At 40.3% G+C, this 20,930-nt stretch carries 16 protein-coding genes and 1 pseudogene; 2 read left to right on the top strand and 15 right to left on the bottom strand.

The annotated features are described in order from the left end of the window. Positions 1-119: 119 nt before the first annotated feature. The 15 genes from G468_RS0104100 to G468_RS0104170 form a co-directional block, all read right to left on the bottom strand. Positions 120-1,415 carry an isochorismate synthase gene (locus tag G468_RS0104100; protein WP_246067210.1) on the bottom strand — a complete coding sequence of 432 codons (1,296 nt, stop codon included), beginning with the start codon at positions 1,413-1,415 and terminating at the stop codon, positions 120-122. 173 nt (positions 1,416-1,588) lie between these two features. Beyond that, a complete protein-coding gene (gene nuoN, locus G468_RS0104105; RefSeq protein ID WP_026822038.1) occupies positions 1,589-3,043 on the bottom strand; it encodes an NADH-quinone oxidoreductase subunit NuoN in 1,455 nt (484 codons plus the stop codon). A gap of 6 nt (positions 3,044-3,049) precedes the next feature. Continuing rightward, positions 3,050-4,570, bottom strand: coding sequence for an NADH-quinone oxidoreductase subunit M (nuoM, locus tag G468_RS0104110; protein WP_026822039.1), 1,521 nt, complete (start codon positions 4,568-4,570; stop codon positions 3,050-3,052). A gap of 19 nt (positions 4,571-4,589) precedes the next feature. Further along, a complete protein-coding gene (gene nuoL / locus G468_RS0104115; protein WP_026822040.1) occupies positions 4,590-6,437 on the bottom strand; it encodes an NADH-quinone oxidoreductase subunit L in 1,848 nt (615 codons plus the stop codon). After that, positions 6,434-6,736 (bottom strand): NADH-quinone oxidoreductase subunit NuoK, encoded by a 303-nt coding sequence (nuoK, locus tag G468_RS0104120; RefSeq protein ID WP_026822041.1) that lies wholly within the window; start codon positions 6,734-6,736, stop codon positions 6,434-6,436. Before nuoK ends, nuoL begins: the two co-directional genes overlap by 4 nt. Next, a complete protein-coding gene (nuoJ, locus tag G468_RS0104125; RefSeq protein WP_026822042.1) occupies positions 6,733-7,266 on the bottom strand; it encodes an NADH-quinone oxidoreductase subunit J in 534 nt (177 codons plus the stop codon). Before nuoJ ends, nuoK begins: the two co-directional genes overlap by 4 nt. Positions 7,267-7,278: 12 nt before the next feature. Further along, on the bottom strand, positions 7,279-7,821 hold the full coding sequence (gene nuoI, locus G468_RS0104130) for an NADH-quinone oxidoreductase subunit NuoI (RefSeq protein ID WP_026822043.1): 543 nt from the start codon (positions 7,819-7,821) through the stop codon (positions 7,279-7,281). Between the two features lie 17 nt (positions 7,822-7,838). Continuing rightward, complete coding sequence (gene nuoH / locus G468_RS0104135; RefSeq protein ID WP_026822044.1) at positions 7,839-8,813, bottom strand: NADH-quinone oxidoreductase subunit NuoH; 975 nt, start codon at positions 8,811-8,813, stop codon at positions 7,839-7,841. Further along, positions 8,813-11,536, bottom strand: coding sequence for an NADH-quinone oxidoreductase subunit NuoG (gene nuoG, locus G468_RS0104140; RefSeq protein ID WP_026822045.1), 2,724 nt, complete (start codon positions 11,534-11,536; stop codon positions 8,813-8,815). Before nuoG ends, nuoH begins: the two co-directional genes overlap by 1 nt. Before the next feature lie 94 nt (positions 11,537-11,630). Beyond that, positions 11,631-12,986, bottom strand: a complete 1,356-nt coding sequence (gene nuoF, locus G468_RS0104145; RefSeq protein ID WP_026822046.1) for an NADH-quinone oxidoreductase subunit NuoF — start codon at positions 12,984-12,986, stop codon at positions 11,631-11,633. After that, positions 12,983-13,531, bottom strand: coding sequence for an NADH-quinone oxidoreductase subunit NuoE (nuoE, locus tag G468_RS0104150; RefSeq protein WP_026822047.1), 549 nt, complete (start codon positions 13,529-13,531; stop codon positions 12,983-12,985). The genes nuoF and nuoE overlap by 4 nt, the downstream gene beginning before the upstream one ends. Before the next feature lie 2 nt (positions 13,532-13,533). Further along, a complete protein-coding gene (gene nuoC, locus G468_RS0104155) occupies positions 13,534-15,333 on the bottom strand; it encodes an NADH-quinone oxidoreductase subunit C/D (RefSeq protein ID WP_034249286.1) in 1,800 nt (599 codons plus the stop codon). 80 nt (positions 15,334-15,413) lie between these two features. Continuing rightward, a complete protein-coding gene (locus G468_RS0104160) occupies positions 15,414-16,088 on the bottom strand; it encodes a NuoB/complex I 20 kDa subunit family protein (RefSeq protein WP_026822049.1) in 675 nt (224 codons plus the stop codon). Positions 16,089-16,108: 20 nt separating this feature from the next. Continuing rightward, positions 16,109-16,549 carry an NADH-quinone oxidoreductase subunit A gene (locus tag G468_RS0104165; protein WP_026822050.1) on the bottom strand — a complete coding sequence of 147 codons (441 nt, stop codon included), beginning with the start codon at positions 16,547-16,549 and terminating at the stop codon, positions 16,109-16,111. A gap of 770 nt (positions 16,550-17,319) precedes the next feature. Further along, positions 17,320-18,237 (bottom strand): LysR substrate-binding domain-containing protein, encoded by a 918-nt coding sequence (locus G468_RS0104170; protein WP_026822051.1) that lies wholly within the window; start codon positions 18,235-18,237, stop codon positions 17,320-17,322. Positions 18,238-18,978: 741 nt separating this feature from the next. Between G468_RS0104170 and G468_RS0104175 the strand changes: the two genes are divergently transcribed. Together G468_RS0104175 and yfbR are read left to right on the top strand one after the other, a co-directional pair. Then, positions 18,979-20,193, top strand: a complete 1,215-nt coding sequence (locus tag G468_RS0104175) for a pyridoxal phosphate-dependent aminotransferase (RefSeq protein WP_026822052.1) — start codon at positions 18,979-18,981, stop codon at positions 20,191-20,193. Positions 20,194-20,308: 115 nt separating this feature from the next. Continuing rightward, positions 20,309-20,889, top strand: a pseudogene (gene yfbR / locus G468_RS19645) (5'-deoxynucleotidase). Positions 20,890-20,930 lie beyond the last annotated feature (41 nt).

A 20,930-nucleotide genomic window follows, 5' to 3' on the forward strand; every position in this document is an offset into this window, starting at 1 on the left:
ATTTTAAGTAAAATTACGTTATTTTCTTTATTCCAGTTCAATAAAATGACGCTTAAATATTATTTTTGTTGTAAAAATCAACTTTCACAACAAAATGTTTCCTTATTTAGCAATGTTTGTCACCCTGCGGCCTTATTTTCCACCTCAAGCCATTCTTGCCAGGGATCTGAATCGTTAACGATACCGGCACCGGCATAAAGTCGAAGATGATCATCATTCAGGTGTGCACAACGTAAAGAGACAACAAATTCACTTTGATTTAGTGATAAATAGCCGGCACTACCTGCATACCAACCACGACAAATAGGCTCATTTTGCTGTAAAAAATGCTTAGCTGTTTTTCTCGGCACACCAGCAACCGCAGCTGTCGGCTGTAGACGATTTAGACAGTCGCTATCACTAGCATCACGTAGTGTGACGCGAATAAGACGACGCAGATGCTGAATTTTACGTAATAAAATAATATCAGGTGAGGAAACACTAATCTTTTCACAATTATTTTGTAATCTTTGACAAATATCCTCTACCACCAATCGATTTTCATGCTGATTTTTATCATCATTCATTAACCAATCCGAATAGGTTTGCCTGATTGCCTGATCGGATGAATTGACTACCGTTCCAGCTAATGCTTCAGTATAAAGTTGTTGAAATTTACGATAATAAAGTCGCTCAGGCGTTGCTGATAAAAAGGTATGTTGAGCGTTAAAGGACAACATAAAATGATAACATTGACGATTAACCGCTTTACTTGCCGACGTCAGACTGGCCGCATTTAACGGCTTTGTTAATTGAATATCCGTTTGGCGGGCAATAACAACTTTATCCATCACTCCACTATTAATTAGTTGCACTGCCTGAGTAGTTAAATCGCGCCACTGTTGGTATTCAGGAAGATGTTGAACTTGCTTAATGTGACTATTAAGCGGAGAAATGGGTTTAACCAATTGCAATTCGGCTAAAAATTGCAGGGCGTGTGGCAGATCTTGTTGATCAATAATATTGACAGCTAATATCCACCTTTCCTGACAATATCGAAACTCGACCCGCGGTAAGAATAAATAGCTCTCATCACCAACAAAACCAGCATAATATTCATTATCAGGCAGTGGCTGCCAAGCATTCAATCCCCAGATCCGCATAGTTGTGGTAGCGGATTGTTGCTGTAAAAATTGTTCAGCATCGACAATATTAGTAAAATGTTTTACCTCGCCGAGTAAAGCCACTTCCTCATGACCATCACGATGATGCCAATAAAATTGAGGATAAAATTGCTGACTAGCTAGCCAATCTAAGGCAGGAAATTGAATATCAGCGGGTAAAGAAAATTGATATTGTTGCCCACTTTTCCCTTCAATTTGTCGTTCAGATAAAAATTGATAAACACTTGCCATGAACTCGCTAATATTAACCACTATTACTATCCTCTTGACTGCAATAAATCATTTCATCAAACCAATTGGCTAATCTTGTATTTATTCTGCCATTTGTCGCTTTAGCAAACGATCATTAAATTTTTTGCGATTAACAATCTCTAGCATAAAAAACCCAGCGATATTAACGCCAGGCTATTAATACATGAAGATATTTATGCCGCCAAAGCAGCAAGTGCAATCTCAAACAAAGGTTGTGGCCATATTCCCAATAAAATTGTTATAACGGCACACAATAACGCAAATAAAGTGGCTAAATTAACACTTACTTGTTTGTGCGGTTGGTCATTAGCTAGCGGCTCACGGCTATATATACAAGCCATAAAACGTAAATAATAGTATAAACCCATCGCACTACCGATAATAACAACGGCTGTTAACCACCATAATTCGGCATTAATAGCCGTAATAATCAGATAAAATTTACCAATAAAACCTAGCGTAATAGGTATGCCTGCTAACGACAGCATCATGATGGTCAAAATAATCGCCAGCACCGGTTGACGCCAATATAATCCCCGATAAACATTAATATCGTCTTTATCATCACCACAGTAGGGACTAGATAGAATACTGACAACGCCAAAAGCACCTAAACTGGCCAATAAATACCCCATAAAATAGATTGCTACCGTAATTTGCGCTGCAACACTATCAGTTTGTAACGCAATTAACGGCAGCAGTAAATATCCCATATGGGCAATAGATGAGTAACCTAGCAGCCGTTTAATACTCCGTTGCGATATGGCCATTAAATTACCAAACAAGATAGAAGCAATGGCAATAATACTAAGTACTAACAATAATGCCTGACTTTCTGCTATCGGTGATGTCATTAGTAAACGCATTAAAACCGCAAAAATAGCGATCTTACTCGCGGTTGCCAAAAATGTTGCTACAGGTGCAGGTGCACCTTGATAAACATCCGGTGTCCACAATTGAAAAGGGACAAAAGAGAGTTTAAAACCAATTCCGACCAACATCATACCAACACCAACCATAATGACCGGATAGTGAATAATATGCTCATTTAGGCTTAAACCTAATTTGGCAAATAGCAAACTGCCTGATTCAGCATAAAGTAACGCCATACCGAACAATAAAAATGCAGAGGCAGCGGCGGATAGCAACATATATTTAATGCTAGCTTCTAATGAACGCTTCTGGGTAAAGGCATAGCCAACCAAGCCAAATAATGGCAATGAAATTAATTCAATACCAATGAATAAGCTTGCTAAATGGTTGGCCATTGATAACAAAATCCCGCCTGCTCCCGCGATAGCTAATAATAAATAAAACTCTTCTTTATTATCAGGGTATCCGGTAAGCCATCCATAGGCATAAATTGCTGTGCCAATACCAGTAAGCAAAATCAGTGCACTATAAAAGAGTGAATATTTATCTACATAGATTAATGGAGTGACTTCAAGCGGTAATTTATCGCCAATTAAAAAGCAGGTCACTAACGCAATAATAAAACCGGCTATCGTTAAAGTGGCATTGAGTAAATGAAGGCGCCGCCAGGCAATGGATAACATCACAATCACCACTAATAGCCCAACGATCAGAAGTGGTGACAATGCGATCAATTGTTCAAAAGTTATGGTCATGACGAATTATGGCCTTAAGGTTGAAAACGAAATAGAATACAAACTGTGCAGCGATTCCATCACATTTTTTGAAGTATCTAACACGGGTTGCGGATAAAAACCTAATATCACTAATAACAAGGCTAATGTCAGTAAAACCAATATCTCGCGACCATTTAAAGCGGGCAGTGCTTTTTCTGATTTTGCGCTACCATAATAGACCTGTTGCATCATCCAAAGTGCATAAATAGACGCAAATACCACACCGAATACCATAATCGTTGTCACCAATTTAAATTGCCCAAAAGTGCCAAATAGGATCATAAATTCACCAACAAAATTTCCGGTACCCGGCATGCCCAATGTTGCCACAGCAAAAAATAGTGATAGTGCAGGTAGCCACATGATCCGTTTCCATAATCCTCCCATCATGCGCATATCACGGGTTCCGGTACGTTCATAAAGTTGACCACTAATAATGATCAAAGCCGCACCTGACAGGCCATTAGCAATCATTTGTAACACTGCTCCTTGGTAAGCCAGGGTAGAACCGGCATAAATAGCGACGGTAACAAAGCCCATATGCGACAAACTGCTATAAGCCACCAGGCGTTTGATATCTGTCTGTTTGAATGCTAACCATGCACCATAAAATATACTGATCACACCTAGCGTCATCGCGATAGGGGTAAATTGAATCGATGCGGTAGGAAATAGCGGTAATGTGAAACGCAATAAACCATAAGCTGCCGTTTTAAGCATGATACCTGAAATATCAACGGAGCCGGCTGTTGGCGATTGTTCTTGTGTGTCTGCCATCCAGCCATGAAAAGGTACCAAAGGCATTTTCACTGCAAATGCAATAAAAAACCCTAGCATTAACAGATACTGTGTCAGCGCTGACATTTTGGTATTTAATAGATCGTGATAGGCAAATGACCAATTACCCGATGACTGATAATGAATTAACGCCAATGCCACAATTGCTACCAACATAATCAAGCCACTTGCTTGGGTATAAATAAAAAACTTAGTCGCTGCATTGACATGTGCACGTTCTTCCGAGCCTTTATGTCCCCAATTAGCAATCAGAAAATACATTGGGATCAACATCATTTCCCAGAAGAAGAAAAACAAAAACAGATCTACCGCCAGGAAAATTCCCATCACTCCGGCTAGAATCCACATCAAATGAAAGTGATAAGCCCCTTGATTTGGTTGATTTTCACTCCACGAACTCAATACCGAAAAAATCCCCATGATAGCTGTTAGCACTATCATTAGTAATGATAAACCATCAATTGCCAAGGCAATATTAATACCTAATGGCGTGATCCATGGCATGAAAAAGATTGCCTGCCATTGGGGTAATGCTAAAGTATTAGTCAACGAATAATTTCCCTGTAACCAAAGTAGTACAGAGAGGAGCAGTGTTAACCCCATCACAAGCAGTGCTAAATAGCGTGGTGCCCGTTGATTAAATCGTCCGGACTGCCAGCAAAGCACACCACCGATGAAGGGAAGAAGTATTAGCCAAGGTAATAGCATGGCGCAATGTGTCCCTTAATTAAACCAGAAGTAACAGTGCTAACATCAACACTGCCCCAAACCCCATAGAAGCCAAATACCAACGGATCTGCCCATTCTGGCTAAAAGTTAAGCCTTTATTGCCCCAACGCGACATCACAGCTGGAATATTCATGAATGAATTGACCGGATCATTTGCCAATAATTGAGCAATTACTTTAAAGGGTTTTATAAAAATAAGGTTATAAAGTTGGTCAAATCCCCATGCCTGATACCACCAAGCAGTAAAAAAACGTCCCACTGGACTTTTAGCAATAGATTTAACAACCTGACGTTTGCCCAGATAGAGAAATATCGCTAGTGCCAGTCCGAGTAATGCAACAATCGCTGAAACTATTTCTAACCTAACTTTACCCGACTCATCGATTGTTTCACTGACAGGGAATATGCCCGCTAACGGTTGAATAATCAGTGCTCCAACAACCGTGGATAATACGGCTAATACCGCTAACGGCAGGGTATGACTAATACCACCGACAGCTTGAACCCTTGCCTGTTTTTTGCCATGAAAGACAATAAAAATCATACGGAAGGTATAGAGTGCGGTCATAAATGCACCAATTATGCCAGCCCACAGTAAAACCGTTTCTCCTTGCAGGGCGGCTCCCCATAAGATATCGTCTTTACTATAAAAGCCGGCAGTAACTAGCGGTATTGCCGATAACGCTCCCCCGCCAATTAAAAAGCAACCATAAACAAAGGGTAGCGTTTTACGTAAGCCACCCATCTTAAATATGTTTTGTTCATGGTGACAGGCAACAATAACTGAACCTGCGGATAAAAAAAGTAACGCTTTAAAAAACGCGTGGGTCATCAAATGAAAAATAGCCGCATCCCATGCCTGAACCCCTAAAGCTAAAAACATATAACCTATTTGACTCATCGTCGAATAAGCCAGTACGCGTTTGATATCGGTTTGTACTAGAGCCGCAAATCCGGCCAATATAAGGGTAACCGCACCAATAATAGCGACTAAATGCAATATTTCCGGTGCCATTAAGAACAAAATATGCGTACGGGCAATTAAATAACCCCCCGCAGTGACCATGGTTGCGGCATGAATAAGGGCAGATACTGGCGTTGGGCCGGCCATTGCATCGGCTAACCAAGTCTGCAAAGGTAACTGAGCAGATTTACCAACTGCACCGCCAAGGATCATTAACGTTGCCCAATTGATAAGCGGCGAACCCGCGCTAATTTGCTGTGGCACTAATAGGCTCAATTGGTGGAAATTCAGAGTGCCAAATTGGTTATAGAGAATAAACATGCCAATGGCTAAAAAAACATCACCAATTCGTGTGACAAAAAAAGCCTTCATGGCTGCTTTGCCATTTTCTGGCTTGGTATAATAAAAACCAATTAGCAAATAACTACATAAGCCGACGCCTTCCCAACCAAGATACATTAGCAGCATGTTGTCAGCCAAAACGAGAATAACCATACTAGCAATAAATAAATTGGTATAAGCAAAAAAGCGTGAATAACCTTCTTCACCACGCATATACCAAGAAGCGTATAGATGAATCAAAAAGCCAACGCCGGTGACAACCGCTAACATGGTTAACGATAAACCATCAAGTACCAGTGTAATAGGAATGTTAAAGTTATCTACTGCTATCCAATGCCACAATGTCTGACGATAAACATAGCCACCATCAGCATTATTAGCATAAAAATCAATCGCTAGCCAACAGGTTATTAGTGCTGCCAAACCTACCGAACCAACCCCGACGATAGCGGACAAATTTTCCGACCAACGTCCGCGAGAGAATGCGAGCAGTAGAAATCCCAATAGTGGCAGCAGAATGGTTAAATAGAGTAAATTCATCCGCGCATCTCACTGACTTCATCAATATTAAGGTTCTGGCGATGACGATGAAGTTGTAATAACAACGCCAATCCTATACTTGCTTCCGCTGCAGCCAAACTGATGGTTAAAATATACATCACTTGACCATCAGCTTGTCCCCAATAACTACCCGCCACTACAAACGCTAATGCCGCTGAGTTAATCATTATTTCTAATCCAATTAACATAAAGAGAAGATTGCGCCGGATCAGTAAACAACTTAAGCCTAAAACAAATAAAATCGCCGCTAAAATTAAACCATGTTGCAGAAGGATCATACTTGTTCCTCCACTTCAGAATGACTATCAACAGCGTGTAGCCGTTTTTCACGCCCGATATGAAATGCCACGACCAGACCTGCCAATAACAATAAAGAAACCAGTTCAACCGCTAACACATAAGGACCAAATAAACTGATGCCAACCTGTTTAGCACTGATCATTTCGCCTTTGATCTGGCTATGTTTTATTGCCACGATGGCATAAACAATAACGCCAAGTAAAACGGCTGAAAGAATGGCTGGGCCAATCCATGCTTTTGGTTGTAGCCAGACACGTTCCTGATCGACGACTGATTTACCTAAATTAAGCATCATGACAACAAACACAAACAGCACCATGATCGCTCCGGCATAAACGATAATCTCTAAGGCACCAGCAAAATAAGATCCAACAGCAAAGAAAACTATTGCTAAAACTAACAGGGAAACGATCAGATACAACAGCGCATGAACTGGATTGGTATGTGTTATTACCCTTAGCGTCGCCAAAATAGCAACCAATCCGGCGACATAAAATGTAAATTCCATAAACATCGTTCCTTATGGCAACAAATCTTTGACATTAATCGGCTTAGCTTCATTATCTGCTTCACCTTTATCTTTACCATTAATCGCCATACCCGTTTTGTGATAAAAATTATAATCTGGATATTTACCTGGCCCTGAAATCAACAAATCCTGTTTTTCATAAACTAAATCTTGGCGTTGGTATTCCCCCATTTCAAAATCGGGCGTTAGTTGAATAGCGGTAGTCGGACAAGCCTCTTCACATAAACCACAAAAAATACAACGGGAAAAATTAATTTGGAAAAATTCTGGATACCAACGGCCATCTGGCTGTTCCGCTTTTTGCAGTGAAATGCAACCAACAGGGCAAACTACAGCACATAAATTGCATGCCACACATCGCTCTTGACCATCAGGATCACGAGTTAATACAATACGCCCGCGATAGCGAGGAGGTAAATAAACCGGTTCTTCCGGGTACATTTTCGTTTCACGTTTATGAAAAGCGTGTAGCCCAATCATACAAATACTACGTATTTGGGTGGCTAAACCAACCACTAACTCTTTTAATGTCATGGCTCAATCCTCCCTTATTAAGCATTGCATAGAATAACGGCTGCTGTGACTAACAGATTGATCAACGTCAATGGCAAACACACTTTCCAACCAAAAGCCATCACTTGATCATACCGCGGACGTGGTAATGAGGCGCGAACCAGAATAAACATCACCATGAAGAAGGCAGTTTTTAAGGCAAACCAAATAAAGCCAGGTAAAAATGGGCCAAGCCAACCACCGAAAAATAAGGTCACAATTAATGCGGAAACGGTGACAATACTGATATATTCGCCGACGAAAAATAGACCAAATTTCATACCAGAATATTCAATATGATAGCCATCAGCCAGTTCTTGCTCTGATTCAGGTTGATCAAATGGATGACGGTGACAAACTGCAACACCTGCGATAACAAAGGTTAAAAAGCCGAAAAATTGGGGAATAATATTCCATAACCCTACTTGTGAATTGACAATATCGATTAAGTTAAAGGAGCCAGCGCGAGCGACGACCCCCATTAATGAAAGTCCCAAAAAAACTTCATAACTTAAGGTCTGGGCAGAAGCGCGCATCGCGCCTAATAAAGAGTATTTATTATTACTTGACCAACCCGCAAACAGTACCGAATAAACCGCTAATCCGGCCATCATGAAAAAAAACAGTAAGCCAATGTTAAGATCGGCAACATACCAAGTTGCACTAACTGGAATAATGGCAAACACCAATAACATGGAACAAAAAGCAATTACCGGTGCCAACATGAAAATACGCTTATCTGAAAATTGCGGGATCCAATCTTCTTTAAATAGCATTTTTATCATATCAGCAGCAATCTGTAATGAACCTCCCCACCCTACCCGATTAGGTCCATAACGATTCTGGAACAGTGCCAATAAGCGGCGTTCGCCAAAACTCATTAAAGCGCCACAAATAACCACTACCAGCAAAATAACTATCGCTTGTAAAACAGCAATAATCGCAGCAGTGATTTCGGTAGAAAATAGCGTCATCATGTTGCCCTCCGTAAATTTTTCACGGCAACACCTGCCATCGATGGCGCAATACCGGGCATACCTAGTGGTAAGCCAACCTGCCCTCGCGCTAAATGATAACTGACACGAACTGGCAATCGATAAACTTGCCCACCATAACTGAATTCAAGCATGGCACCAACTTTCACCGCTAGGTTTTCAGCATCTTCAATATTGAGCATAATATAAGCTTCTAGCATACGTTGTTGTATTGCTTCCGCGCGCTGGGAGGTTTCATCACTACCAAATAAATGATAGTAAGGAGCAACCGTCCATTGGTCATCTTGGCGCTGCCACGCTGGCGGAATAGCAGTAAAATAATCTAGGCGACTATCGGTTGAATTAAATAATCGGATACCCGGATCACCAAAGCGTAACGGCCCGCCGACTTCAGCTTGAAACTTATTCCATGCTTGAGGTGAATTCCAGCCTGGCGACCAAGCAAATGGAATTTGTTGGCGTTTAGCCATGGGACTGTTGTTGCCTTCCATAGAAAAAGCAAATGGCGTATCAATATCTCTTGGCTGGCCAGGTTCACTGACCGTAATATCAGCCAATATTGCGGTACGACCACTATAACGTTGCGGAGATCGTGCTAGTTTTTGTCCGCGAATACGGAATGTCGCATTAGGTGCTGCATCAACAATAGCGGTAAACTGAGGCATGGCGGTTATACAAGCCTTGATCACATGATCTAATTGTGACCAATCTATTTGACGTGTTTCAAACTCTGCCTGCAATGAATGAAACCAACGCCAACTTTCATTGATGGCAATATTAGGTTGGTAATAAGTCGGATCAAACACTTGAAAATAACGTTGTGCGCGACCTTCATTATTAATCATTGTTCCAGAGCTTTCAGCAAAGCTAGCGGCGGGTAAAATAAGATCTGCATAATCCATAATAGCGGTACGCTGATGATCGGCGACAATCAATTTATTAAGCTTATCCAAAGCATTATTAACGCTGTCAACATCACTATGGCGATAAAGATCATTTTCCATAACAACGGCAGTATCAACCTCACCGGATGCGATACGCTCAATTGCCCTATCTAACGGTTGAGCATTCATTAAAGCCAAACCAAAGCTATTCGCTTCAGCAGCAATATAGGTAATGCCGGCTGCGACATTCTGCCCGGTTAATGCAAAGGCTATATTGGCCGCGGCCTGGATAAGTGCGTCACTACCAGCATTGCTACCACTAATAATAAGTGGCTTTTTGGCCTGCAATAATGCTGCGGCCACTAATTCCGCTTTCGCTTTGACATCTGCCGGTAAATCATTAACGGCTGGCGCCTTACTATCCAAAGCGTGAGCAATAGCAAAAGCAAAGCGAGCTTGATCATCAACTGGTGCCCGATAATTTAATGCAGCAACGTCATCTAACCGGCTATCGTCTATATTGGTGATAAATAGAGGATATTTAGCATGTTGGCCTATATTTAACACTGCGGCGATTTGCCAATCTGCCACTTTTTGTGCTGCAGCCATTGCTCTGGCTTTGCCTTTAACCGCTTGACGAACCGCCAATGCAATACGTGCCCCAGTTTGGGTTAAATCTTCTCCCAAAACCAGTACCGCATCATAATTTTCAATTTCGCGCAATGTCGGCGTATAGACGCCGCCCTTTTGCAAAATGTTGACCATTAATTCGAGACGACGCTGTTGTGCTGCGGAAATACCGGAATAAAAGTTATCTTCGCCAACCAGTGCTCGCAATGCATAATTGCTCTCGATACTGGCTCGTGGTGACCCAATACCAATAGTCTTTTTTGCCTGGCGTAAAATTTTCGCCCCCGCTTGCATCGCCTCTAGCGCCGAAATCGTGTGGCGTTTTCCTTTTTTAACTAATTGAGGCTGGCGAGGACGATCTTTACGATTAACATAACCATAACCAAAGCGGCCACGATCACATAAAAAATAGTGGTTTATCATGCCGTTGTAACGATTTTCAATCCGGCGTAATTCACCATAACGTTCACCAGGGCTTGTGTTACAACCGATACTACACTGTTGACATATTCCTGGCGCAAATTGCATATCCCACTTGCGATTGTAACGTTCAGAATGGGTTTTATCAATAAAAACACCCGTGGGACAGATCTCAACTAAATTGCCAGCAAATTCACTTTCTAGCGTACCGTCTTCCACCCGGCCAAAATAGACATGATTATGCGCGCTATAAACACCTAGATCGGTACCATCAGCATAATCCTTGTAATAACGAACACAGCGATAGCAAGCGATACAACGATTCATTTCGTGCCCAATGAATGGGCCCAGATCCTGATTATAATGAGTGCGTTTAGTAAAACGATATTTACGCATCGTATGACCAGTCATCACTGTCATATCTTGTAAATGACAATTGCCGCCTTCCTCACAAACCGGACAATCATGTGGATGATTTGTCATCAACCACTCAACAACACTTGCACGAAACTGCTTAGCTTCATCATCATCGATGGAAATATAGGTTCCATCAGAAGCCGGGGTCATGCAGGACATGACCAGACGACCTCGGGTGTCGTCAGCGTTTTGATATTGCTTAACTGCGCATTGACGGCAAGCACCAACACTACCCAACGCTGGATGCCAGCAAAAGTAAGGGATATCCAGCCCCAGAGAGAGACAGGCCTGCAATAGGTTTTCAGCCCCATTTACATCATATCGTTTGCCGTCTACATATATTGTAGCCATAGTCAGCATGCTTCCTAATGGCCTGCTTTTTAGCAGGCGTTAATCAAAAATTCAGTCGACTTAAATACGTTTTTATTTAGCTTCGGGTAGATTATTACCAACGTTGCTTTAACAAATTTGGCTGAATACCTGCAATTGGACTCAAGTTGGCCAAATTCTGTTGACTGATGCCAGCTTCAAATTCAGCACGAAAATATTTGATAGCACTCTGCAAAGGTTCCACCGCACCGGGTGCATGCGCACAAAAAGTTTTACCTGGCCCAAGAAAGCGACATAGTTGCTCTAATGTTTCAATATCACCGGGTTGTCCCTCACCCCGCTCTAAAGCCTGTAAAATTTTCACACTCCAAGGTAGGCCATCACGACACGGCGTACACCAACCACACGATTCACGGGCAAAAAATTGCTCTAAATTGCGGGTTAAAGAAACCATATTAATTTTATGATCAACCGCCATGGCCAGTGCGGTTCCTAAACGGCTACCCGCTTTAGCGATACTGTCGAAATCCATCGCTAAATCAAGATGCGCTTCGGTCAGAAAATCGGTACCCGCCCCGCCTGGTTGCCAGGCTTTGAGGGTTAAACCTTCACGCATGCCACCCGCATAATCTTCTAAGATTTCGCGCGCAGTGATACCAAAAGGTAATTCCCACAACCCTGGATTATTAACCCGGCCAGAAAATCCCATCAGCTTGGTACCTGCATCTTTACTTTTACCTTCACTAAGGCCGAGATACCACTCTTTACCATGTGCAATAATCGCAGGCACATTACAGAGTGTTTCCACATTATTGACGCAAGTTGGCTTCCCCCAAACACCGGATGTTGCCGGAAAAGGCGGTTTTGATCGCGGATTTGCTCGGCGTCCTTCAAGGGAGTTAATTAGCGCTGTTTCTTCACCACAAATATAGCGTCCAGCACCGGTATGGACAAAAAGCTCAAAGTTAAAACCAGTAGCCAGAATATTTTTACCTAATAGACCCGCTGCTTTCGCTTCCTCAATCGCTTTACGTAAATGTTTGGCTGCTTCAATATACTCACCGCGTAGGAAGATATATCCACGGTATGCTTTTAATGCATAGGCACCAATTAACATTCCCTCGATCAACAAATGCGGTAGCTGTTCCATTAAAAGACGATCTTTATAGGTTCCTGGCTCCATTTCATCCGCATTGCAAAGTAGATAACGAATATTCATGCTGTCATCTTTCGGCATCAAACTCCATTTCAGACCGGTAGAAAAACCAGCACCACCACGACCTTTAAGACCAGCATCTTTAACTAAGCTAACCACTTGATCTGGCGACATGTTTTTTAAGGCGTTTTTAGCACCTTGATAACCATTTTTACTTAAGTACTCCTCTAACCAGACGGGTTGCTGATCTGCACGTAAACGCCAAGTTAATGGATGCGTCTGTTCATTACGGGTAATTTGTCGCTGTGTTGTCATGGATACTGCTCCAATAGCCGTTGAATATCAGATGGCTTTACATGACTATGCGTATCCTCATCAATCATCATTGTAGGACCTTTGTCACAGTTACCCAGACAACAAGTTGGTAATAAGGTAAAACGGCCATCGGCGGTGGTTTGTCCGGGCGCAATCTGCAATAGTTTGATAATTTCAGTCTCAATACCTTGATAACCAGTAATATGACAAACCACACTGTCACAATAACGGATAATGTGACGACCAACCGGTTGACGATAAATTTGACTATAGAAGGTCGCTACCCCTTCGACATCACTAGCAGGAATACCTAACAGAGAGGCAATCGCATAAATAGCACCATCTTCCACCCAACCGCGCTTTTTTTGCACAATTTTCAATGCTTCAATTGATGCAGCCCTAGCATCTTCATAATGATGTTTTTCTTGTTCGATCGCTTCCCGCTCTTCTTCGGTCAACGCAAAATCATGTTTGGTGTGAGACTCTATCCTATTAGCGACATCAAGCCGCTTTTGCTGTTGATTTGGATTAAATTCATCTTGCATTATTAACGATCCACATCTGACATGACAAAATCAATACTACCAAGGTAGACAATAAGATCAGACACCAGACTGCCTCTGATTACAGCAGGAATTTGCTGTAAATGGGCAAAACTTGGCGTACGAACGCGTGTACGATAGCTCATCGTATTACCATCACTGGTCAGATAGTAACTATTGATCCCTTTTGTTGCTTCAATCATCTGGAAAGCCTCATTTGCAGGCATAACTGGTCCCCATGAAACTTGTAGAAAATGGTTAATCATGGTTTCAATATGCTGTAAGGTGCGCTCTTTGGGTGGTGGGGTCGTGAGTGGATGATCAGCTTTAAATGGTCCAGCCGGCATATTATTTAAGCATTGCTTAAGAATATGCAGGCTTTGCCGTAGCTCTTCTACTTTTAACATCACACGATCATAACAATCGCCGTTGTTGCCGATGGGAACCTCAAATTCAAAGTTTTCATAACCTGAATAGGGACGCCATTTACGAATGTCGAAATCAAGACCCGTTGCCCTTAATCCAGCACCAGTAACCCCCCAATCTAATGCTTCTTTAGTCGTATAAGCGGCAACCCCCACTGAGCGTCCTTTAAGAATACTATTTTGCAATGCTGCCTTTACATAAGAATCGAGACGCTTTGGCATCCAATCCAGGAATTCCTGCAACAGTTTCTGCCAACCTTGTGGTAAATCATGGGCAACGCCACCGATCCGAAACCAAGCAGGGTGCATACGGAAACCAGTGATTGCTTCAATGATGTCATATATTTTTTGCCGATCGGTAAAGGCAAAGAAAACCGGTGTCATCGCACCGACATCCTGAATAAAAGTACTGATATAGAGTAAATGGCTGTTAATACGAAATAACTCTGACAGCATAACGCGGATAGTCATAACGCGCTCAGGGACATCAATACCTGCCAGTTTTTCTACCGCTAATACATAAGGCATTTCATTAACACAGCCACCTAAATACTCAATGCGGTCAGTGTAGGGAATATAACTGTGCCAGGATTGGCGTTCGCCCATTTTCTCTGCACCTCGATGGTGGTAACCAATATCAGGTACACAGTCGATAATCTCTTCACCATCAAGTTGCAGTACAATTCGAAAAGCGCCGTGAGATGAAGGATGATTCGGGCCTAGGTTCAAGAACATAAAATCCTCATGTTCGTTGCCTCTAGCCATCCCCCATTCTTCGGGTTTAAAGGTCAGTGACTCCATCTCTAAATCAAGCTTCTGTTTGGTTAAAACAAAAGGATCAAATTCAGTGGCTCTGGCCGGATAATCTTTACATAATGGATGTCCTTGCCAGGTTACTGGCATTAATAACCGCCGCAAATTCGGATGGCCAGTAAATGTTATGCCAAACATATCCCATACTTCACGTTCATACCAATTAGCATTGGGAAATAAAGAAACTAGAGATGGAACATTAAGATCTTTCTCACTAAGCGCCACTTTCAACATAATATCGCGGTTACGCTCAATGGAAATGAGATGGTAAAAAACGGAAAAATCAGCGTCAGGTAAACCATGCCGATATACTCTTTGCCGTTCATCAACCCCATGTAAGTCAAACAGCATCACATAAGGTTTAGGCTGCTTTTTCAAAAACTCTATCACGGCAAGAAGTTGTTCACGTTTGATCCATATGACTAACATTCCCGTACGAGTTGATTGAATGGTGAAAGCATCTGGACTAAATTGGTTACGCAGTGCCAAAATTATTGGATCATCGCAATGATCATAAGTTTGCCATACTGGCCTGACACTTTCTTGCGTTATCTGATCTGTTATCATTATGCACCACAACACTTGATCAGGTTTATTACGACCGCAACACATTGCTTCTGTTACGCTGAATAGCTTATTTATAAGCCTTATATTTCATCGGGTGTCCGTAGCGTTTTAACCGCTATTCTTTCCCCACGTTTACGCTCTTTTTCAGATTGCATATTCGCGCGATAAACACCCTGATCGCCGACCACCCATGATAATGGACGACGTTCTTTACCAATCGATTCTTGTAATAATAATAAAGCTTGCATATAAGCTTCAGGACGTGGTGGACAACCGGGTATATAAACGTCAACAGGAAGAAATTTATCAACCCCTTGAACAACAGAATAAATATCGTACATACCCCCCGAGTTAGCACAAGCCCCCATCGAAATCACCCATTTAGGCGCTAACATTTGATCATAAAGTCGTTGAATAACAGGAGCCATTTTAGTAAAACAGGTTCCAGCAACAACCATAAAATCAGCCTGTCGCGGTGATGCCCTTAATACTTCAGCACCAAACCGGGCAACATCATGTACCGCCGTGAAAGAGGTCACCATCTCAACATAGCAACAGGAAAGGCCAAAATTGTATGGCCAAAGAGAATTTTTTCTGCCCCAATTCACCATATTATGTAAAGCATGCTCTAATTTACCCATATAAACACTACGATGAACATGCTGTTCTAATGGATCTCCGACAACTTGTTGTGTTTGCAAGGGATAACGGTCATTCTCACCATTTAAGTCAATGCGAGTGAGCGTATAATCCATCTTTAAATGCCTCAATTTTACTAGGGGTGACGATTGTTGGTTTTAATTACTTCACTTGGTTTTGCAACATGGCGACATGAACGCACTGGTGTCCAATTAAGTGCCCCAATACGAACCAAGTAGAATAAGCCCACCAATAACACCAAAATAAAAATACTTGCCTCAATAAAGCCTAACCAACCACTTTCTTTAATAGAGACTGCCCACGCATAAAGGAATAACGCTTCAACATCGAAAATAACAAAAAACATGGCAACCAAGTAAAATTTGGCTGATATACGCAAACGGGCACTACCAACAGAATTAATACCCGATTCATAAGGGATATGCTTTGCTCTGGCTTGGGATCTACCACCAAGGTAATAGGCACCAAGTAACATTAAGGAACACAGACCAAGAGCACCGATAAGATAGATTGCAAAAGCCCAATGATGAGCAAATACTTCAATAGATGTAGACATACTCGCTGCTTACTCATTATAAATAAAAACGGTGTCATTGCTTTGCTCTTGAATTAGCGCAATATTACACCACACTAACCATAATTAGATGAGAAGAAAAATTAAAATCGACAGACAAACATCAATTTTCTTCAACTTTGTCCCTCTCACCACTATTTTGTTTATAGAATAATGCCTCTCTTCGCACCTTTTACCGTAAACTATAAATTAAAAAACATCGCTAGCTAAAACGGGACAGCTCATTCAACTAATACTCACAGCTAGTAACTAGTGTAACTGATATTTCGTTTTTTCTACACCATTATCTCAGGAAAAACCTGTTTTAAAACAGCATCAGTTCCGCTATTTTTTGATCATGCGCACAATTCTGTTGAAAAAACACAACTGATTAAAAAATAATCAACTTTATATGATTATATTAACGACTATCATTTTTCACAACTCTATAAATAAACCTAATTTTTAGATGAAATAAAAACCCTTCAAGTCAGAATAGATTTTTTGCTAAAATAAAATTTAGTACTATTGATAAGAAATATTTAAATAATGTTTGTTAAACAATGCCTTTGTTTATCGCAATAATAAAGAATATTTTATGTACTAATATTTTGGCTATTCTCTGCTAAATAAAACAAGCTTTGTGCAGAAAATAAAAAAATACCCTGTTTTTCTATTTAAAATAGAGCAACAGGGCAGGAATAATAGAATTGCTCGCAATATGAAACTTAAATAACAATCTAAACTAAAGGGTAATTTTTTAACCTCCAGATTTATAATATTTCTTTATTAATTGTCTCGCTAAACGGCTCTACTATGTAAGGTGTTTTCTTATTTTTAATGGCACCAAATACCGTTAAAATAGCCTCGTTTTTCTCATCAATATTACGGTATAACCAATAACGAATTTCGGGTAAGCGAGGTAAACCATCACTTTCGCTTAAAATTCTTAAATCGCTATTCTGCATTTCCAAGGGACGCGCAGTGATACCAACTTCAGCATTAACCGCTGCAAGCACTGCCGATAATGAAGCGGCTTCATAAGCAATACGCCATTTGATCCCCGCAGCATTAAGGGTACTTAATGCTATTTCACGAAACGGATTGGTTTCATCCATAACAACCAACGGAATGGGGTCATTTAATTGATACTGATAATCAGGGGCACAATGCCAAAGGATGGGTGCAGAACGCAAAAGCGTGCTGGGATATTGGCTCAATTCTGTGGGTATGAGTGCTAAATCAATTTCACCATTATCCAACATATTTTTAATAAGATGGGCGCGTTTTATATAAATATCAACAGCCATACGCGGATAGACTGACGCAATACGATTAAGCAAAAACGGTAATAATGTATTGGTAGTGTCATCAGAAACACCCACTCGCAACTCGCCTTCAGCATCATTATAAGTTAGTGAAGCTGAAGCATCATCATTAGCCCGTAATATTTGCCGCGCATAACCTAATAACTGCAATCCATGATCCGTTAATAATTTATTTCGGCCGTGGCGCTCAAAGAGCTCACGGCCAACTAACTGTTCTAAACGCTGCATTTGTTGGCTAACAGCTGATTGAGTACGACAAACGGCCGCAGCAGCTGCGGCAAAGGTATTCAGATCGGCAACTGCAACAAAAGTTCTAAGTAAATCAAGATCGAGATTCATAATTGGGCGATTTGAATTTATCATTTTGTTCTCTTATATCATTCCTGGTGTTTTTACGAATTCAATAGATATTAAAATCATTGATAGTTAAAGAAATAAAGATAAAGCCTTACAAATTAAAGTTTATTTCTATTAATGCAGTATTTATTACTGTGTATACACTTTTATTAACTTAAATTGTTTAATAATAAGCATGTTTTACATATTGATAAACAAAATGCCAATGAGAATGTTCCTCTTCTCGTTTTTATTAGAATAATTTTTAATTCCAAATCTATGCCAAAATAACGATTTTCCAAACAGGAAGAAAATACGTTATTCTCAACAAAATAACCGTCAAAGATAATGCAGCTAGGAAAAACTATAAATTGATAATCAGCAGCAAAACTTTATTTGCTTAGATACGGCGATAACATATTAACTTTAATTATATGTTATAAAAAGAATATTTCTATCATGAAACCACCAATGGTTTGTAACAAAAAATGCACTGCCAATGATTACACTAATTAATTTATTTTTTGTTTACTAAAAATTAGCTCATACTTAAAATTTAAGGCCGCCCTATATGATATTTTTGAACTTATTTATCTAGTTAAGTTAGATAAAAAGTTTATTTGACCTAATTTAATTATTCAAATCAACCTTTTCTACTAAAAGTTAGCCTGTATCTTCAAAAATTTTCCAACTAAGAGTAGAGTGTGAAAATAAATATGCAGCGGAATTTCCTCATATTCTATTAACATTGAGGTTTAAACAGAGTAAATGAATACAATCAGTAAATCCAATAAATTGGATAACGTATGTTACGACATAAGAGGGCCAGTTCTTAAAGAAGCCAAGCGTCTTGAAGAAGAAGGCCATAAAGTTCTGAAACTTCATATCGGAAATCCTGCACCTTTTGGTTTCGAAGCGCCGGATGAAATTTTATTTGATGTTCTACGCAATCTTACCCACTCACAAGGTTATAGTGATTCAAAAGGAATTTACTCCGCTCGCAAAGCAATTATGCAACACTATCAAGCCAGAGGAATGCTTGACATTAATATTGAAGATATCTTTATTGGTAATGGTGTTTCTGAACTTATTGTGCAATCGATGCAAGCCTTATTAAATAATAACGATGAAATGTTAGTTCCCGCCCCTGACTATCCGTTATGGACTGCTGCGGTATCGCTTTCTGGCGGCAAAGCGGTGCACTATCGATGTGATGAAGAACAAAATTGGTTTCCCGATTTAAATGATATTCGTAAAAAAATTACGCCACGCACACGTGGTATTGTCATCATTAATCCCAATAATCCTACTGGTTCTGTTTACAGCAAAGCATTATTGACCGAGATCGTCGAAATTGCTCGTCAGCATCAGCTGATTATTTTTGCCGATGAGATCTACGATAAAATTCTTTACGATGATGCACAACATCATTCAATTGCTGCATTAGCACCGGATCTATTAACCATTACTTTTAATGGTTTATCAAAAACTTATCGAGTTGCTGGTTTTCGTCAGGGATGGATGGTGCTTAATGGTCCAAAAGAAAATGCCAAAAGCTATATTGAAGGCTTAGAAATATTAGCCTCCATGCGACTTTGTGCTAACGTTCCTATGCAACATGCAATCCAAACCGCATTAGGTGGCTATCAAAGTATTAACGAATTTATCTGTCCCGGTGGACGATTATATGAACAACGTAATCGTGCCTGGGAACTGATTAATGAAATTCCTGGAGTATCATGTGTTAAACCGCAAGGTGCTTTATATATGTTTCCCAAAATTAATATCAAAAAATTCAATATCTCAAACGACCAAAAAATGGTACTTGATTTATTATTACAAGAAAAAGTTTTATTAGTTCAGGGAACGGCATTTAATTGGCCTGAGCCTGATCACGTCAGAATTGTAACACTACCTTATGTTGGTCAGCTTGAAGCTGCAATTAATAAATTTAGCCAATTCCTGCTAAACTATCGCCAATAGTTGTCCAACAATAGAATATCCTTAATTTACTTAAGGATATTCTATTTTATTATTTACTTGTTTGCCTAGTAAATTCACAATGTTTATCACTATGACAATCGCATGAGGAAAGTCTATGAGTTATTTTTTTGCCCATCTTTCTCGTATGAAATTAATTAATCGTTGGCCACTGATGCGCAAGTACGTACAGAAAATATTTCAGAGCATAGTCTACAAGTTGCCTTTGTCGCTCATGCACTTGCTTGCATTAAAAATCGTAAATTTAATGGCCAAACTAATCCTGAACGCATCGCATTACTGGCTATGTATCATGACGCTAGTGAAGTCATCACCGGTGATTTGCCAACACCGATAAAATATCATAACCCGCAAATTGCGAACGAATACAAAAAAATTGAAAAATTCGCTCAACAAAAACTGGTTGCTATGCTACCAAAAGAATTACAGCAAGATTTTCAGCCGATTTTGGATGATGAATATCATACTGCGGAAGAACGCGCTATTGTTAAACAAGCTGATGCACTTTGTGCCTATTTAAAATGCTTAGAAGAATTATCTGCAGGGAACAGCGAGTTTAATTTAGCTAAAATGCGACTTGAAAAAACACTTTCTGAACGTTATAGCGATGAAATGCAATACTTTATTGAAATTTTTGTTCCAGGATTTAGTTTATCTTTAGATGAAATTAGTAGCTAACACATTATACAGCATATAAATAATATCATTATCTTACTATT

It is taken from the genome of Arsenophonus nasoniae DSM 15247 (assembly GCF_000429565.1).
GTDB lineage: Bacteria > Pseudomonadota > Gammaproteobacteria > Enterobacterales > Enterobacteriaceae > Arsenophonus > Arsenophonus nasoniae.

Excerpts from the sequence above, each read along its gene's own strand:
- nuoN (WP_026822038.1), bottom strand. The coding sequence starts at position 3,043 with ATGACCATAACTTTTGAACAATTGATCGCATTGTCACCACTTCTGATC.
- nuoM (WP_026822039.1), bottom strand. The coding sequence starts at position 4,570 with ATGCTATTACCTTGGCTAATACTTCTTCCCTTCATCGGTGGTGTGCTT.
- nuoL (WP_026822040.1), bottom strand. The coding sequence starts at position 6,437 with ATGAATTTACTCTATTTAACCATTCTGCTGCCACTATTGGGATTTCTA.
- nuoK (WP_026822041.1), bottom strand. The coding sequence starts at position 6,736 with ATGATCCTTCTGCAACATGGTTTAATTTTAGCGGCGATTTTATTTGTT.
- nuoJ (WP_026822042.1), bottom strand. The coding sequence starts at position 7,266 with ATGGAATTTACATTTTATGTCGCCGGATTGGTTGCTATTTTGGCGACG.
- nuoI (WP_026822043.1), bottom strand. The coding sequence starts at position 7,821 with ATGACATTAAAAGAGTTAGTGGTTGGTTTAGCCACCCAAATACGTAGT.
- nuoH (WP_026822044.1), bottom strand. The coding sequence starts at position 8,813 with ATGACGCTATTTTCTACCGAAATCACTGCTGCGATTATTGCTGTTTTA.
- nuoG (WP_026822045.1), bottom strand. The coding sequence starts at position 11,536 with ATGGCTACAATATATGTAGACGGCAAACGATATGATGTAAATGGGGCT.
- nuoF (WP_026822046.1), bottom strand. The coding sequence starts at position 12,986 with ATGACAACACAGCGACAAATTACCCGTAATGAACAGACGCATCCATTA.
- nuoE (WP_026822047.1), bottom strand. The coding sequence starts at position 13,531 with ATGCAAGATGAATTTAATCCAAATCAACAGCAAAAGCGGCTTGATGTC.
- nuoC (WP_034249286.1), bottom strand. The coding sequence starts at position 15,333 with ATGATAACAGATCAGATAACGCAAGAAAGTGTCAGGCCAGTATGGCAA.
- G468_RS0104160 (WP_026822049.1), bottom strand. The coding sequence starts at position 16,088 with ATGGATTATACGCTCACTCGCATTGACTTAAATGGTGAGAATGACCGT.
- G468_RS0104165 (WP_026822050.1), bottom strand. The coding sequence starts at position 16,549 with ATGTCTACATCTATTGAAGTATTTGCTCATCATTGGGCTTTTGCAATC.
- G468_RS0104170 (WP_026822051.1), bottom strand. The coding sequence starts at position 18,237 with ATGATAAATTCAAATCGCCCAATTATGAATCTCGATCTTGATTTACTT.
- G468_RS0104175 (WP_026822052.1), top strand. The coding sequence starts at position 18,979 with ATGAATACAATCAGTAAATCCAATAAATTGGATAACGTATGTTACGAC.